Annotated in this window: 18 protein-coding genes and 1 pseudogene; 11 read left to right on the forward strand and 8 right to left on the reverse strand. The window is 72.6% G+C overall.

Going from position 1 to position 15507, the window contains the following annotated elements; genetic code table 11:
* Positions 1-75: 75 nt before the first annotated feature.
* Positions 76-525: an SRPBCC family protein gene (locus AB0D44_RS22400; protein ID WP_362593773.1), complete on the reverse strand. Its 450-nt coding sequence runs from the start codon at positions 523-525 to the stop codon at positions 76-78.
* 246 nt (positions 526-771) lie between these two features.
* Here AB0D44_RS22400 and AB0D44_RS22405 point away from each other — a divergent pair, with 246 nt between their 5' ends.
* From AB0D44_RS22405 to AB0D44_RS22420, 4 genes are all read left to right on the forward strand, one after another.
* The gene (locus tag AB0D44_RS22405; RefSeq protein ID WP_362593776.1) at positions 772-1575 is read left to right on the forward strand and encodes an alpha/beta hydrolase; all 804 of its coding nucleotides are present in this window, start codon (positions 772-774) and stop codon (positions 1573-1575) included.
* A complete protein-coding gene (locus AB0D44_RS22410; RefSeq protein WP_362593778.1) occupies positions 1575-2861 on the forward strand; it encodes a SpoIIE family protein phosphatase in 1287 nt (428 codons plus the stop codon). Before AB0D44_RS22405 ends, AB0D44_RS22410 begins: the two co-directional genes overlap by 1 nt.
* Positions 2858-3196 carry an STAS domain-containing protein gene (locus AB0D44_RS22415; RefSeq protein WP_362593781.1) on the forward strand — a complete coding sequence of 113 codons (339 nt, stop codon included), beginning with the start codon at positions 2858-2860 and terminating at the stop codon, positions 3194-3196. The genes AB0D44_RS22410 and AB0D44_RS22415 overlap by 4 nt, the downstream gene beginning before the upstream one ends.
* Positions 3197-3377: 181 nt before the next feature.
* Complete coding sequence (locus AB0D44_RS22420) at positions 3378-3677, forward strand: hypothetical protein (RefSeq protein WP_362593784.1); 300 nt, start codon at positions 3378-3380, stop codon at positions 3675-3677.
* 14 nt (positions 3678-3691) lie between these two features.
* Here the strand turns inward: AB0D44_RS22420 and AB0D44_RS22425 are convergent, their stop codons facing one another.
* A complete protein-coding gene (locus AB0D44_RS22425) occupies positions 3692-4432 on the reverse strand; it encodes a TetR/AcrR family transcriptional regulator C-terminal domain-containing protein (protein ID WP_362593787.1) in 741 nt (246 codons plus the stop codon).
* A 133-nt stretch (positions 4433-4565) separates the two neighbouring features.
* On the opposite strand from AB0D44_RS22425, the gene AB0D44_RS22430 reads away from it, so the two are divergent.
* The 3 genes from AB0D44_RS22430 (at position 4566) to AB0D44_RS22440 (ending at position 8433) form a co-directional block, all read left to right on the forward strand.
* Positions 4566-6053 carry an APC family permease gene (locus AB0D44_RS22430; RefSeq protein WP_362593790.1) on the forward strand — a complete coding sequence of 496 codons (1488 nt, stop codon included), beginning with the start codon at positions 4566-4568 and terminating at the stop codon, positions 6051-6053.
* A 178-nt stretch (positions 6054-6231) separates the two neighbouring features.
* On the forward strand, positions 6232-7890 hold the full coding sequence (locus AB0D44_RS22435; RefSeq protein ID WP_362593793.1) for an amidohydrolase: 1659 nt from the start codon (positions 6232-6234) through the stop codon (positions 7888-7890).
* A 75-nt stretch (positions 7891-7965) separates the two neighbouring features.
* Positions 7966-8433, forward strand: a complete 468-nt coding sequence (locus AB0D44_RS22440) for a hypothetical protein (RefSeq protein WP_362593796.1) — start codon at positions 7966-7968, stop codon at positions 8431-8433.
* A 181-nt stretch (positions 8434-8614) separates the two neighbouring features.
* Here AB0D44_RS22440 and AB0D44_RS22445 read toward each other — a convergent pair whose 3' ends face one another.
* Positions 8615-9460, reverse strand: coding sequence for a restriction endonuclease (locus AB0D44_RS22445; RefSeq protein ID WP_362593799.1), 846 nt, complete (start codon positions 9458-9460; stop codon positions 8615-8617).
* Positions 9461-9783: 323 nt separating this feature from the next.
* Here AB0D44_RS22445 and AB0D44_RS22450 point away from each other — a divergent pair.
* Positions 9784-10347: pseudogene (locus AB0D44_RS22450) on the forward strand (phosphatase PAP2 family protein); the annotation flags it as partial.
* Between the two features lie 144 nt (positions 10348-10491).
* Positions 10492-11199 (forward strand): phosphatase PAP2 family protein, encoded by a 708-nt coding sequence (locus tag AB0D44_RS22455; protein WP_362593979.1) that lies wholly within the window; start codon positions 10492-10494, stop codon positions 11197-11199.
* A gap of 21 nt (positions 11200-11220) precedes the next feature.
* On the opposite strand, the gene AB0D44_RS22460 is transcribed toward AB0D44_RS22455, so the two are convergent.
* From AB0D44_RS22460 to AB0D44_RS22470, 3 genes are all read right to left on the reverse strand, one after another.
* The gene (locus AB0D44_RS22460) at positions 11221-11646 is read right to left on the reverse strand and encodes a pyridoxamine 5'-phosphate oxidase family protein (protein ID WP_362593803.1); all 426 of its coding nucleotides are present in this window, start codon (positions 11644-11646) and stop codon (positions 11221-11223) included.
* A gap of 36 nt (positions 11647-11682) precedes the next feature.
* On the reverse strand, positions 11683-11991 hold the full coding sequence (locus AB0D44_RS22465; protein WP_362593806.1) for a hypothetical protein: 309 nt from the start codon (positions 11989-11991) through the stop codon (positions 11683-11685).
* A 147-nt stretch (positions 11992-12138) separates the two neighbouring features.
* Positions 12139-12372: a hypothetical protein gene (locus AB0D44_RS22470; RefSeq protein ID WP_362593809.1), complete on the reverse strand. Its 234-nt coding sequence runs from the start codon at positions 12370-12372 to the stop codon at positions 12139-12141.
* 160 nt (positions 12373-12532) lie between these two features.
* On the opposite strand from AB0D44_RS22470, the gene AB0D44_RS22475 reads away from it, so the two are divergent.
* Positions 12533-12787: a WhiB family transcriptional regulator gene (locus AB0D44_RS22475; RefSeq protein ID WP_362593812.1), complete on the forward strand. Its 255-nt coding sequence runs from the start codon at positions 12533-12535 to the stop codon at positions 12785-12787.
* Positions 12788-12824: 37 nt separating this feature from the next.
* Here AB0D44_RS22475 and AB0D44_RS22480 read toward each other — a convergent pair whose 3' ends face one another.
* Together AB0D44_RS22480 and AB0D44_RS22485 are read right to left on the reverse strand one after the other, a co-directional pair.
* Positions 12825-14273, reverse strand: coding sequence for a DUF6493 family protein (locus AB0D44_RS22480; protein ID WP_362593815.1), 1449 nt, complete (start codon positions 14271-14273; stop codon positions 12825-12827).
* Between the two features lie 117 nt (positions 14274-14390).
* Positions 14391-14741 carry a helix-turn-helix domain-containing protein gene (locus AB0D44_RS22485; RefSeq protein ID WP_362593818.1) on the reverse strand — a complete coding sequence of 117 codons (351 nt, stop codon included), beginning with the start codon at positions 14739-14741 and terminating at the stop codon, positions 14391-14393.
* A 76-nt stretch (positions 14742-14817) separates the two neighbouring features.
* Here AB0D44_RS22485 and AB0D44_RS22490 point away from each other — a divergent pair, with 76 nt between their 5' ends.
* The gene (locus AB0D44_RS22490) at positions 14818-15477 is read left to right on the forward strand and encodes an NAD(P)-binding domain-containing protein (protein WP_362593821.1); all 660 of its coding nucleotides are present in this window, start codon (positions 14818-14820) and stop codon (positions 15475-15477) included.
* Positions 15478-15507 lie beyond the last annotated feature (30 nt).

Genomic DNA, 15507 nt, shown 5'->3' on the forward strand with positions numbered 1-15507 from the left:
TCGCCGGCCGGCGGGCGGCCGGCGGGGAGCGGGGCCCGCCCCCGCCCTGTCATGCCGCGTGGCCGCGGCGGGACGTCAGACCTGCCCGCGCCACTGGCCGGTGGCCGTGCCGCGCTCCTCGATGAAGTGCTTGAAGCGCTTGAGGTCGCCCTTGACCTGCCGGTCGACGAAGCCGAGCTTGTCGCCGATGTTCTCCGCCATGCCCTCGGGGTCGAAGTCCATCATGAGCGTGACCTGGGTGTGGGAGGGGTCGATGGGCTGGAAGGTGACCAGGCCCGACTGTTCGCTCTCGCCGCCCACGGTCACCCAGGCGACCTTGTGGTCGGGGATCTGCTCGGTGATCTCCGCGTCGAACTCCCGCTCGACACCGCCGATCTTCGTCACCCAGTGCGTGAGCGTGTCCGTGCGTTGTTCGATCCGCTCCACACCGTCCATGAACTGCGGGAACGACTCGAACTGCGTCCACTGGTCGTACGCCGTCCGGACGGGGACGTCGACCTCGATGGACTCCTTGACCTGCGACATGCTGACCTCCTGGTCGTGCGGGGGACCGGTGCGGGTGCGCCCGGCCCGGCAGTGCACGTCATGGGTGCCCGCCGCCGCCTCGCCTGCCCCGCCTGGACGCCCGGCATTCCCCGAAGGGGCCGTCCTGCTGAACCGTCCGGCTGACAGCGCTCGCGCCGGGACGCCTCGCCCGAGGCCGCCCGGCACGTCGGCGTGCGCCTTCCGCTGGTGGCGCCGGCTCCTCCGAACGGATGGCAGGATGGCCGGATGGACCTCCTCCGCAGGAACAACGTCAAGGTCATCGGAGCTCACGGCAGGCCGGTGGTCATGCTGGCGCACGGTTTCGGCTGCGACCAGAACATGTGGCGCCTCGTGGCGCCCGCCCTGGCCGAGGAATTCCGGGTCGTCATGTTCGACTACGTCGGTTCGGGCGGCTCCGACCCGTCCGCCTGGAACGACGAGCGGTACGCCTCGCTGGACGGCTACGCCCGCGACGTGGTCGAGGTCTGCGAGGCGCTGGACCTGCGGGACGTGGCCTTCGTAGGACATTCGGTCAGCGCGATGGTGGGGGTCCTCGCGGCGGCCGCGGCCCCCGAGCGGCTCTCCTCCTTGGTCATGGTCGGCCCTTCGCCGTGCTACATCGACGACGACACCTACCGCGGCGGCTTCAGCGCCGAGGACATCGACGAGTTGCTCGAGTCCCTCGAGTCCAACTACCTCGGCTGGTCCGCCGCCATGGCGCCGGTGATCATGGGCAACCCGGAGCGGCCGGAACTGGGACAGGAGCTGACCAACAGCTTCTGCGCCACCGATCCGGCCAAGGCCCGCGTCTTCGCCCGCACCACGTTCCTCTCCGACAGCCGCAGCGACCTGAAGTCGGTGAACGTGCCGACGCTGGTGCTGGAATGCTCCGAGGACGTGATCGCACCGAGAGAAGTGGGCGCGTACGTCCACGCCGCCATCCCCGGAAGTCGCCTGGTCACCCTCGAAGCGACGGGCCACTGCCCCCAGTTGAGCGCCCCCGAGGCCACGACCTCGGCCATCAAGGCGTTCGTCCGGAACCTGCGGTGATGTGCCGCACCGCCCAGAACCCGGAGCGGCCCGAGGGCGAAAAAGCGGCTACCGACGCCATGTTCTCCACCCTGCTGGAGGACACCGCCGAGGAACTCTACGAGTCGGCGCCGTGCGGCTACCTGTCCACCTTGATGGACGGCACCATCGCCAAGATCAACGAAACGCTCCTGGACTGGCTCGGCCTCACGCGCGAAGCGGTCGTGGGCCGCAAACGCTTCACCGACCTGCTGAGCGTCGGCGGCAGGCTCTACCACGAGACGCATTTCGCGCCGCTGCTGCGCATGCAGGGCAAGATCAGCGAGATCGCGCTGGAGCTCAAGGCGTCCGACGGCAGTCGGCTTCCCGTCCTCGTCTCCTCCACCGTGAAGACGAGCGGTGACGGCGAGCCGATGCTGATCCGCACCACCCTCTTCGACGCCCGGCAGCGCCGCGCCTACGAAACCGAACTGCTCCGCGAGCGCCAGGCGGCGGAAGAGGCACGCCGCCAGGCCGAAGCCGACCGGGAACGGCTGCGGGAGGCACTCGCGGTACTACAGCAGAGCCTGCTGCCCTCCACCCTGCCCGCGGTGCCCGGCATGGAGGCGGCCTCCCACTACCACACGGCCTCCATGGACCGGCTCGGCGGAGACTTCTACGACCTGTTCCGGCTGGACGACAAGCGCTGGGCGTTCTTCCTCGGAGACGTCTGCGGCAAAGGCCCCCAGGCCGCCGCGGTGACCTCGCTGACCCGCTACACCCTGCGTGCCGCGGCCCTCCACGACCCCGACCCCGCAGCGGCGCTGACCACCCTCAACACCGTGCTCCACGAGCGGTTCACAGGCGGGGACCCGCGCTACTGCACCACGATCTTCGGCGTGATGGAACACGACGCCACCACGGGTTCGACTGCCGTGCACCTCGCCTCCGGCGGCCATCCCCCTGCCCTGGTCCTGCGCGCCGAGGGACGGGCCGAGTACCTCCCCACCCCCGGCGGTCTCCTCGTCGGTGTGCTGCCCGATCCCCATTTCACCTCCGCCGAGACCACGCTCGGCCCGGGCGACACCCTCCTCCTCTACACCGACGGCCTCACCGAAGCCCGTATCGGTCCGCAGCGCGAGCTCTACGGGGAAGACGCCCTGCGCGCCTTCGCCGCCGGCCTCACCCGCGGCGGGCCGCGCGAGGTCGTCAGCGCTCTCACCGGGCTGCTGGACAGCTTCGGCGAGGGACTCGACGACGACACCGCCCTGCTCGCCATCGGTGTACCCCGTCCCGTTCCCGTTCCGCGAGAGCCCGAGCTGACATGAGCACCTTGAGGATCACCATCCGCGACGCCGCGACCGGTCCCGTACTGGAACTCGCGGGCGACCTCGACTACGACCAGGCCCCCCGCCTGCGGCAGGCCCTGGACACCCTGAGCCTGCAGCCGGGCCAACGGCTCGTCATGGACCTGTCCCGCATACAGTTCTGCGATTCCAGCGGCATCACGGCCCTCATCGTCGCCCGCAACCTCGCCGTGGCCGCGCGAGCGGACATCGCCCTGGCGGGGGTCCCGGACAACACGGTCCGCATCCTGCGCATCGTCGGCCTCGACCAGGTCTTCCCCCTCCACCCGGACGCCGACACGGCCACGGCGGTCTGACACCCCGGTGGGGGAGGAACGTTTCGGCCCTGCGTTCACGTCCCTACGCTCCCGCCCTCCCTTCCGGCGGCGCCCGGTGCGGGGTTGTGGCGGCCGGCCGGCGCGCGGATAGTGGAGGCGTCCGGGGTCTTCGACGTGCGCGCGGCACGCTGCCCCGGACGAACCTCGATGGGGGCCGTACATGAAGCGCGTCGGATCCTTGATGACCTCGCTGGCCCTGGGCGCCGGGCTGATGATGGCCGGGGCGGGCCCTGCGGCCGCCGACCCGTACGACTGCCGCACGTGGTACAAGTCCAGTACCACCGCGGCCGGTACGTGCACCAACGGCACCGGCGAGTTCCGCGTGTACACGAGGTGCGACAGGCCCTGGGCGCAGGACTACACCGTCTACGACCCCACGTGGCGCAGGGTGGGCGCCACCAGCACCGCCATCTGCCACAGTGGCGGAACGCCGTACGGCGCGGGCCTCCAAGTGCATTGACGCCCGCTGTCTGATCACTCCTGCGGCAACGCCCTCGGCCCGGCGGCCGGTTCGCCGGACGTCCCGAGGCGCCGGGCTGACGCTTCCGCCGTGATCCGCGCCGCGAGCCCGTCGAGCAAGGTATCCAGTGCGGCCAGGAACACCGTCGTGCCGTCCAGCCGGGCCATGTGGGCCACACTGCGCGCGATGGCCGGGAAGGCGGCCGGGTCGGCAGCAGGGTACTCGCGGGTCCAGGCCTGCTCATCACCCGTCCGCGCGGCACCGTCCAGCGTCTCGAACGCCGCGTCCATGCCGGCCCAGGCGAGGCAGAAGTCTCCGTAGACACGGTGCAGGACGGCGGCCAGGGCGGGGGAGCACCCCGCCCGGCCGAAGGCCGCCAGGATGTGCTCCACGATCCGCATCTCGGCAGGGCGCCGCGTGGTGCGGTAGGTGGCCACAACCGCCGCACCGGGATGGCGCAGGGCGGTCTCCCGGGTGCGCAGCGCAAGGTCGCGCAGCGTGTCGCGCCAGCTCTCCGACGGCTCGTACCCCGTCAGGGTTTCCTCCAAGAGGCGGTCGGCCAGCGCCAGGTGGAGTTCGTCCTTGTCCCGGACGTAGCGGTACAAGGCGGAGGGGTCGACGCCCAGCCTGGCCGCGAGCCGCCGCACGCTGAGCGCTGCCGCGCCTTCGTCGTCGGTCAGCGCGAGCGCGGCGTCCACGATGATCCGCAGGTCCAGCTCCACCTTGGGGGGACGGCCCCTGCCTCGTGCTGCCATGGGGCGATCAGACCAGGCCGGACAGGGCTTCCGCAAGCCTGTCATCCGGCGGAAAATCTTTTACCCACACCGTTGACAAATTAGTGCGGCGAGCGGTTGTCTGCGGGGCACCCAGAACCGAGGAGTGCTGCTCATGGACCAGGGAAGACCCGCCACCGGCGCGCCGCCCGCCGCCGCGTTCCGCAAGACCCTCAGCACCCGGCACGGCGTGGTCATCGCGCTGGCCAACATCAGCCCCACCGTCAGCGTGGGCATCGGCCTCGCCTTCCTCGCCGCACTCGCCGGCACCGCGATGCCCGCCGCCTTCCTGCTCGCGGCCCTGCCCATCCTGGCCGTGTCCGGCGGCTACGCCCGCCTCGCCGCCCGCGACCCCAACTGCGGCACGGCGTACGTCTGGGTGCGCCGGGCCCTCGGTCCCTGGACCGGCTACCTCACGGGGTGGACATCGGTCGCCACCAACATCCTGTTCCTGTCGTACGCGGGCCAGCTCACCGGCCAGTTCACCCTCGGCCTGCTCGCCGAGGCCGGCGTCGCGGCCGTCTCCCCGGACGACCCCGTCGCCGTCACCGTCACCGGTCTGGTGTGGAGCGGCCTGATCGTGCTGAGCGCGCTGCGGGGGGTGAAAGGAGCCACCGCCGTTCAGAGCCTGCTGCTCGGCATCTCCGCGGTCGTGGTCACCGCCCTGGTGATCACGGCCTTCGCCCGGGGCACCGCGGCCCCCGTCTCCGCCTCGTGGTTCTCGCCGTTCGCCTTCCCCGACACCCTCACCCTGCTCGCAGCGACCGTGATGGCGGCGTACATGTTCTGGGGCTGGGAGAGCGCCTTCTCCGTGGTCGAGGAGTCGACCTCGGTCCGCTCCTCGGGGCGTGCCGGAATCGTCGCGATCCTGGTCACCACCGGCTTCTTCCTCTTCTCGGCCACCGGATTCCTGCACGCGCTGGGGCCCGAACAGCTCGCGGATCCGCTGTCCGGCGTCACCGAACTGGCCCGCACCTTCTACGGGACCACCGGCGCGGCCGCCGCCCTCGCCGCGATGCTCTTCGCCACCGTCGCCTGCATGCAGTCGAGCGTCATCGCCGGGGCCCGGCTCACGCTCGCCATGGGCCGCGACGGCGTCCTGGGCCCGAGCTGGACCACGCTGCACCCCGCATGGGGCACGCCGGTCACCTCCACCGTGCGCATCGCGGCCCTGGCCGTCGGAGTGTCGCTCGCGGGGCTCGCGGTCGGCTCGCTGTCCGAAGTGGTCGTGGCCGTGGTCAACTCGGTCGGCATCCTGGTCTCGTTGATGTACGGCGTCGGCGGCATCGCCTGCGTCGTCACCTTCCGCCACGAACTGCGCGGCCGGATCCGCGACACGCTCCTCGTGGGCCTGCTGCCGCTGCTCGGAGGCGTCGCCCTGCTGCTGCTCGGCTGCCTCGTGGCCCGGCAACAGTGGACGTCGGTGGACCACTTGGCCTTCGACGCCGAGAACGGGCGCTTCCTCACCGTGCTGCCCCTCGGCGTCGTCGCCCTCGGTGTTCCCGCCGCCGTGTGGACCCGCTACCGGCGCAAGGCCGCCTACTTCACGCAGCCGCCCGCTCCTCTCGCGCCCGCCCCGGCCGCGGTCGCCGCCGGGGGCTGACCACCGACTTCCCCGGGGGCGGGCACGCGCACGCCCGCCCCCACCCTCTCCTCTCCCAGCCCCCACCCCCCACCCCCCACCCCTTCTCACCCCTTCTCACCCCTCCTCACGCCGCCGGCTCTTGCCGGCCACCACGCGACCCGCCCCACACCGACCCCTCACCCACCGGAGCCCGCACATGCACCACGCAGACCTCGTCCTCCTCAACGGCACCGTCTGGACCGCCTCCCCCGTACGCCACCGGGTGTCGGCGCTGGCCGTCACCGGCGGCCGGATCACCGCCCTCGGCACGGACCGGGAGATCCGCGAGCTCATCGGTCCGCGGACCGAGGTGACCGACCTCGGCGGCCGGTTCGTGCAGCCCGGTTTCACCGACGCCCACGTCCATCCGGTGATCGCCGGAATCGGCATGCTCGGCTGCGATCTGAGCCCGGGCCGCACCGCACGCGAGTACCGCGACACCATCGCCGCGTACGCCGCTTCCCACCCCGACGCCCCGTGGATCCAAGGCAGCGGGTGGTCCTTCGACGCCTTCCCGGGCGGCCTGCCGCACCGCGACCAGCTCGACGACATCCTTCCCGACCGGCCTGCCTACTTCCCCGTCCGCGACGGACACTCGGCGTGGGTCAACTCCCGCGCCCTGGCCCGGGCCGGACTCGACCGGAACACCCCCGATCCCGCGGACGGCCGCATCGAACGCGACACCGCGGGCGAACCCACCGGCGTCCTGCACGAGGGCGCCATGAGCCTGGTCGGGACGCTCGCTCCCGCCCCCTCCACGGCCGAGGCCCGCGCCGGTCTCCTCGCCGCCCAGGAACTGCTGCACTCGCTCGGGATCACCGGCTGGCAGGACGCCCTCGTCGGTGCGTACGCGGGCTTCCCCGACCCCCTCGACACCTACCTCGCCTGCGACGCCGACGGCTCGCTGACCGCCCGGGTCCGCGGAGCGCTCTGGTGGGAACGCGACCAGGACCTCGGCCAGATGGACTCGCTCCTCGCCCGCCGCGAAAAGGCAGCCCAAGGCCGGCGCTTCACGGCCGGCAGCGTCAAGATCATGCAGGACGGCGTGGTGGAGAACTTCTCCGCCGCCATGCTCGAGCCCTACCTGGACTCCTGCGGCTGCCCGGGCGACAACGCCGGGATCTCCATGGTCGACCCGGCCCTGCTCCGCGACGCCGTGATCGCCCTGGACGGGCACGGCTTCCAGATCCACTTCCACGCGCTCGGCGACCGGGCGGTCCGCGAGGCGCTGGACTCGCTCGAGGCGGCCGTGGCCGTGCACGGCCACACCGGCCTGCGGCACCACCTGGCCCACCTCCAGGTGGTGCACCCCGACGACATCCCGCGCTTCCGCACCCTGCGCGCCGCCGCGAACATGCAGCCGCTGTGGGCCGCGCACGAACCCGCCATGGACGAGCTCACGCTGCCCTTCCTCGGCGAAGAGCGGGGGCGGCGCCAGTATCCGTTCGGCGCCCTGCACGCGGCCGGCGCGGTGCTCGCGGCGGGCAGCGACTGGTTCGTGTCGAGCCCGGACCCCTGGCACGGCATCCACGTCGCCGTCAACCGGCAGGTGTGGGCCGAGGAACTGGGCGAACCGGACCTGCGCCCCCCGTTCCTGCCCGAGCAGCGGCTCACCCTCACCGACGCCCTCGCCGCGTACACGGCCGGCTCGGCATGGGTGAACCACCAGGACGAGGCCGGCGTGATCGCCGTAGGCCGGCACGCCGACCTCGCGGTCCTGGACCGCGACCCCTTCACCGTGGCCGCCGCCGACCTCCACTCCATCCGCACCAGGGAGACGTACGTAGGGGGCGTACGGGTCTACAGCGCGGGCTAGGGCGGCCGGTCCCCGCGCCCCGTACCCCCGATATCCGCTTGGCGGCGGTCCTGCGGAGCCCTACCGTCCACACCCATGGACATCACCTTTCGGAAGCTGCCGGACGGTCGGCACGAGATCCTGGTCACCGGACGCAAGGGCCCCGACGTCCGGCTGCCCGCCCACCCGGACGGTCCGCGCATCCCGCACGACCTGGCGCACGCCGCGGTCGAGGAGGCGCTGGGCATCCACGACGGATTCTGGGGCGCCGTTGCCGACGGGGCGACCTTCCAGGGCATGGAGCCGATCGAACCCACCCGGCACCGGCGGTCCGGGCTGAAGGTCCTGCGCCGCAAGGGCGAAGCCGTCCTGGCGGCGGAGCTCTCCGTCAACTGGGCCTACCGGGTCTGGTCCGGGCTGCCCGTCACGGGCCGCGCAGTGGGCCGTTCTCCGCTGGACGAGGCGGCGCTGCGTCGTGCCACCGCCGCTCTGGACGCGGTGGCCGACCGCTGGGCGGGCGTGCCGGAGGGCGGGAGCCTGGTCTGGCGTTGGAGTCGCCACTGACCGCGGCCGGTACCCCGGTACCCGGTACCGGGGTACCGGGGCCCGCCGTGCCCGGGCGCCCGGCAGGGGATCAGTCGGCAGTCGGGGCGCCGGCTTGCCCTACGGGCCGGGCGGCTGCCTGTGACGCGGGCCGCTCGGCCGCCCCGACGCCGGGGCGAGGGCGGGGGAAACGACGCTCCTCTCAGGCGCCGGGACCCGTCACGCCTTCCATCCCTCCCGCCGCCGCCTCCGCGTGCGCCGCCACGGCCGTCTCCCACGGAGGCGGCGTCCGCGATTGCGTCCACGCGGCCAGTGCGTCGCCGTCGACACACAGGATGTCGCAGGCGGCTGCGTACTCCGCCGCTGGGGCGGTGAAGGCGCTCGTGGTCACGACGACGGCCACATCGGCCTCGTGGACGGCGAAACACGTGCCGCCGAAACGCTGGAGGTCCTGCGAGCCGACCCGGTTGCCCTCGCCGTAGTGCTTGCACTGGATGACCACGCGCAGGCCCTCCGCCGTCGTGGCGATCACATCGGCTCCCAAGTCGCCCGCCCCGCCCACCACTTCCACCTGGGGACATCCGTCCCGGGCACACAACGCGGCGACGCTGTGCTCGAAGCCGTCGGCGTCCACCGCCGTGTGGTCCAGGGCGTCCGAGCCCACCTCGGGAAGTCCGGCCGCCACCGGCACGGCCACCGCCTCCGCCGCCTCCGGCACGGCCGCCGCCTCCGCCACCGTCGGAGCGGAGGCCGTCGGCGCGCCCACCCCCACCGGCGCGCCCGGTCCGCGCGTGCCCGGCCCACGGGCGGGGGAGCGGCGCCTGACCGGAGCCACGCTCCACCGCGCCAGCACCACCCCGGCCGCGAGGACGATCATCGTGACGATCGGCATCACCGGTATGCCGCCGCCCGTTGGCGCGGCCGTCCTGACGAACACGGCCGACCCGCCCAGGCAGATCCCCACCAGCCCGACCGCCAACACGACGTCACGCCCCACCGACGCCGCGCCTTCGCCCCCCTCACGCCGTCGCCCTCGCGGTACGGTCATGCGGCCCCCTCCTCACCCTTCACGAGCTCCGCCCCCTCGGCGCGGCCCCTCTCGCCATCCGACACGGCCGATCACCACCCGGGCGATGGCGCACCCGGAACGTCTCTCCTCGTGTGATCGGGATCGCCGGATCCAAACGCGTTCGCTGCGCCGGGACTTCTTCCTGGTAAGTGACTCGGCCCGGGGCGCCGAGTCCTGGTTCTGCGGAGCTGGCGCATCATCGGGCCCGTCCTGGCAACAAGATCCTCATGACGCGGGAAAACGGGCCGGCCGTACGCCGGAGGACCTGGCCGTTGCTGCTCCTGCCGGTCCAGGCAGCCCTGATGGTGGGGTGGGGAAGCCTGCTCACCAGATCGGCGGCGGGCCAGGGCCCGTTGCCATGGGAGGACCGGGCCAATCGGTACCTCGCCGAGGAACGCGTCGCACCGCTCACGGCCGTCACACGGGGGCTCTCCGTACTGGCCGACACCGAGAGCGTCATCGGAGTGACCCTGGTCTGCGTCGTGGCGCTGCTCGTGCTGCCGCGCGTCGCGTGGCGGGCGGAGGCCCTGTTCCTCGCCTCGTCGGTCGCCGCGCAGTCGGCGGTGTTCCTGCTGGTGACGACGCTCGTACGACGGCCGCGTCCCGACGCCCCCCGCCTGGACGGCGCACCGCCTACCTCCAGCTTCCCGTCAGGGCACGTCGGCGCCTCCGTCGCCCTGTACGCGGGACTGGCCGTCATCGTGCTGCTCAGGACACGCGGTCGCGGCCGGTGGCGGTACGCCGCCGCCGCGGTTCCCCTCCTCGTCCCGGTGGCCGTCGCACTGTCCCGCCTGTACCGCGGCATGCACCACCCCACCGACGTCGTGGGCGGCCTCTTCAACGGCGCGGCGACCCTGCTGATCGTCGGATCCGTCGTACTGGCCGCCGGGCGCGGCGCGGCCACGCCTGCGACGGCGCGCACCGGCCCATCCGCCCGGCGGCCGCGCACCACCGTGCGGGCCCTGTCGGCACGCTGTTCCGCGCCCGACGCCACCTTCGCGGCGAGACTCCTGCTGACCGCCGCCGTGACGGCCGCGGTAGCCGCGCCCTTCGCCCTCGCCCTCGTCCTGGTGGAGTCCCGGTGGCCGCCGCTGTACCGCCTCGACCGGGCCGCGGCCGAAGGGCTGCACGAGGCCGCCCTCGGCCATCCCGGCTGGGTGCGCGTCCTCCGCGTCCTCTCCGACTTCGTGTGGGACCCCGTGACGATGCGTCTGCTGGTGGCCGTGCTCGTCCTGTGGCTGCTGACCCGCCGTGCCTGGCGGCTCGCGGCCTGGGCGTCCGTGACCGCCGTCGGCGGCGCCCTGACCGGGGTGCTGGTCAAGAGCGTGGTGGAGCGCGCCCGGCCCCATCTGCCCGATCCGGTCGCCCACGCGCCCGGGTTCTCCTTCCCGTCCGGCCACGCGATGACGGGCCTCACCTCGTGCGCCGTCATCCTGCTGGTCCTGCTGCCCTTGGTCCCCCGCGCCCTACGGCCGCCGGCCTGGGCGCTCGCGGTCGTCTCCGTGGTGGGCGTCGGTTACACGCGCGTCGCGCTGGGTGTGCACTGGGTGAGCGACGTGGTGGGCGGATGGCTGCTCGGCCTCGCCGTGGTCACCGCGACGACACTGGTCTTCGAGGCCTGGCGAGCGGACACCGGACAACGCCGGCCGATCGTGACCCAGGAGGGCCTGGAGCCGGAGCTCTCGACCCCAGCCCCCGAACCATCCCTGGACGTATGAGCCGCACCGTCACAACAGGCCCTACACCTGGCCGAGGTCCGAACTCACCCACCGTGACGGGCGCATGTGGATCACGACCTGCTCCCCGTGGTTCTTCCATGCGTGGTCGACGTAACCGTCCACCTTCGCGGCCGGCAGGTACCGCGAGGAGATCCTGACCAGTTGCTCGCGCACCGCCGGTACGGTCGAGACGACCGGGCCCTCGACCGACACGTAGCGGATCGTCGGCGTGAGGCGGTCGACCATCAGGCTGAACCGGCCTGCGGCTCCGATCAGTTCGGCCTTGCGGGAGTCGCGGCCGGTCATGATCCAGATGTCGCCGCCGGGGGAGTAGTGGTACCAGATCGGTACCGCCAGCGGCGCTCGGTCACCGCCCGCGCTCACGGAGAGGGCGGCGATGTGGGGTTCGGCGAGGAACTGCTCACGCTCGGTCCGAGACAGGGCCACGGCACCCTCCTTCGTCAGGACGGACGGCGTACTCCATCAGAACTGCCCGTCGACACCGGTCACCGCCGGAGGCCCCAGGGGCGCGTCCTTCTCCGAGAGTCCCAGCTCCTCGAGGGCGCCGGCCGCGAGGCGGACGGCGTCGTCCTCGGCCGTCGCCCGGTCCGGGGCCTCGACCTCGAGCCGGACGGAGAAGGTACCGTCCTCGTGGACCGTCAGCAGTTCCACGTCCTCGGTCTCGCTCAAGTCGGTGTGGTGCGAGGCAAGGCTCCTCGCCAGCTGGGTCCGTGCCACGTCGTCGACGTCCCTCAGGAACGTGCCGGGCACGGTGATGACGTAGGTGGTCACTGCTGCCTCCTGTCGGGCTGGCTAAGGCTGGGCCTCGTTCTGGGATGCCCCGAAGCCGCGCTTCAAACCCCCTCAAGCTCCACAGATCAGACTTCCGGGTGCCGTCCAGCGGCCCATTCGCCGCGGTGCTCGGGCCGCCGGTCCAGGTCAGCGGCGCACCCGTTCCTCGCTCACGGCAGCCTCATCCGGGCGCGCCCGCGAGGGCCGTATCTGTGTCCAGTCGGACCACCACCACGCGCCCGTGACCACGCCGGCCCACACCAGACCGCGGAGGAAGGCCGACTGCCACGGGTTCTCCTCGACCCATCGCTCCACCCCGGTCAGCACCACCCAGCTGATCGCCAGGACGACGGCCGTACGCACACCTCGATGGTTGAACATGCGCCCCGCCTACCCCACCCGCAACGGTTCAACAGAAGGCCGTGCCCCCTGCCGGGACGAGGAGGAACCGGCAGGCGTTCGTCCCGGCACTGCATAGAGCCGCTCACACCGGCCAGGAGGGTGGGGAAGGAATCGGACGAACACGGATGGAGGACGCACGATGAACTGGCGCGACGAGGCTGCCTGCCGGTGGGAAGACCCCGATCTGTTCTTCCCGGTGGGAACCAGCGGCCCGGCCCTGCTCCAGGTCGAGGAAGCAAAAGCGGTGTGCCACCGCTGCCCGGTCATGGAGAACTGCCTCCAGTGGGCTCTCGAGGGAGGCCAGGACCTCGGCGTGTGCGGCGGCATGAGCGAGGAGGAACGGCGGGGCGCCAAACGGCGGGCGGCCCGGGCCCGTGCACGATCGGCGGGCTGACCTGCGTGCGGCAGACAGCCCGGCGCGCCGACCCGGCTCACCCGCCCGTGAGCGCGGTGCTCAGGCGGCGGGCCTCGGCGACCAGGCGGGACGACCCGCGGCGGGCCGCGACGGCCGCGACGCCGTCCGGAACCGGGCCCACGGCCCCGCATCGCTCCGCGCACTCCGCGGCGACAGCCAGCACCTCGCCGGCGCCCCGCCCCGAGGGCAGGAGGTTCGCCGGCACCTCGGCGAGCACGGCCCACACGGTGGCGTGCGCCCCGGCTGCCGCGGCCGAACGCGCCGCGTCCGCCAGCCGGTTGGGCTTGACCGTGCCCAAGGCCACCATCGCGGCGAGCTCGCGGCCGAGCAACGCGGCATCGAGCTCGCCCCGGGCCGCCAGCACCAGCAGCGCCTCCACCGCCGGGCGCCGGCTCTCCGCGTACCGGCCGCCCAGCCCCGCCGCCACCGCGGCGTGCAGCGCGGGTCCGGCAGGCCCGCCCAGCCGGGCGAGGTGAGGCAGCATCCAGGCCGCACCGTGATCGCCCGCCGTCGCGGCCAGGGTGATGTGGGGCAGCAGCCACGCGGCCTGGACGTTCCGGTCCTCGGGCAGCACCGCTGCCCGTACGGGGTGTCCCTCGTGCCAGTGATAGCACTGCGTGAAGCCCTCGTGCGGACGGCCGAGCCAGTGGAAGGCCTCCGGGAACTCCCTCTCCAGGGCCGGACGCCCACCGCTGACGAAGGCGACTTGCGGCACGGTCGTACCGGCCCGCTCCCAGGCCCGGTGCGCCCGCGGATCGGGCTCGACGACCCGGCGGAGCGCCGCGCCCGGTTCACCGTCCGGGCCGAGCCAGGCGGCGAGCCGCACGCCTTCTGCGGTTCCGAGCCGGACCGCAGCCTCGGCCGCCGCTGCGGCCGCCGTATCGTCACGGCGCACGCGCAGCAGGGCTTGCCCGAAGTCGGCAGGCCCGGGCCGGACGCCCCGTCGCCGGTACTCCACGAGCCGTTCGACCAACTCGGCGGCCTCCAGCATGCCCGTGTCCCAGGTCGGCGTGGCCAGCAGGAACGGCAGGGGTTCCCTGGACATGAGCGCGTACCCGACCTCGCGCACCCGCGCGGCGATCACCAGCTCCAGCCCGCCCTGCGCGCACTCCTCGTGTCCCCGCGGGCGGCGCACGTACGCGGGCTTGAGGCTGTACCCCGGCACCCGCCCCAACAGCGAGGCCACCACGACGTCCACCCCGCCGAGCCGGTGCGCCTCGATCTCCTCCTCCGCATACCGATGCCCGAGCGCAGCGGAGAGCGCCCGCGCGAGCGGGTACCGCTCACGGTGCGCCTGCCGCACCAGCCCGTCGAGCGAGCGCTCGAACTCCGCCACGGTGTGCGCACGGGAGTCGATATGAGCCACCGTCAGCTCGACGGTCTCGGCGAGCGACTCGGGCGCAGCGCCGATCCGCCGCGCGGGCGCCACGGGTGGCAGGGTGTCCTGTGAGGCGGTCCAGATCATGCAGCAACGCTAAAGCCACCCTCTGACAGCCCGTCCGACGCCCCCTGGACCGGCGTTCAGCGACTCCCGGTCTGAAAGTGCGGCAACAGCACGCAGGGGAGGTCACCAGCCGGGAGCTCACCCGCCCATTCGTTCCTGGGCGGCCATGACTTCATCGCCGTGCTCGAATGCCCACGCGCCGAAGGCGTCTATGGGGCCGAGCAATGTCGCTCCCAGAGCGGTGAGTTCGTACTCGACACGGGGCGGCGCTTCGGCATGGGCCTTCCGTGTCACCAGCCCGTTGAACTCCAGCCGCCGCAGCGTCTCGGTCAGGACCTTGGGACTGATGCCGCCGATGCGCTCCCGTAGTTCGCCAGGGCGCCTGGGACCGTCCCGCAGGACCCAGATGAGCACGGCGTTCCAGGTGTTGGACAGGAGGTCGAAGGCGAGGCGGGCGCGGCAGTCGGCGAGGCGGGCGTCGGTCGTCACGTACCAAATGGTGCCTGACGGGCTTCCTATCGTCGTCCAGGAAGCGCGTGGAGCAGATACGAAGAGGGGTGGATCGATGAAGATCGGTGTGCTGGGAACGGGGAACATGGCGGATGCACTGGCCACGCAGTGGGTGCGAGCCGGGCACGAGGTGTTCGTCGGAGGCCGGGACGAACACAAGGCCCAGCGGCTCGCGACGCGTCTCGGGGGCAGTGCGGGGCACGGCAGCCTGCAGGCGGCAGCAGCCTTCGGCGAGGCGGTGCTGGCCGCGCTGCCGTACGCCGCGGGAGCGGACGTCGTCAGGGAGCTCCGGCCGGCGCTGGAGGGGAAAGTCCTGATCGACTGCGCCAATCCGGTCGGGCCCGGCTTCCGGCTGTTGACGGACGAAGGCCCCTCGGCAGCGCGCCGTCTGGCTGCGGCGGTCCCGGGCGTGCGCGTCGTCAAAGCATTCAACCTCTGTCACGAGGGTGTGTGGCGGATGACCCCGCCGATCTTCGACGGTCAGCGCCTGACCGTTCCGATCTGCGGGGACGACGAGGCGGCACTCGCGCTGGCACGCAAGTTGGTCCGGGACATGGGCTGCGAGCCGGTGGCCGGGGGCGGGCTGGACCGCGCCGGACTGCTGGAGGCGACCGCCGCGCTGTTCATCGGCCTGTGGGTGGAGGAGCAGACGGACGTACGGGCGATTGTGCCGCCGCTGGCCTATGCAACAGGTCCACGAGCCGACAGTGCGTGAGGCATCCAGGGCATTTCGTGAGGAGTTCCT

Origin of the sequence: Streptomyces sp. NPDC048349, assembly GCF_040651925.1 — a bacterium.
Classification (GTDB): Bacteria; Actinomycetota; Actinomycetes; order Streptomycetales; family Streptomycetaceae; genus Streptomyces.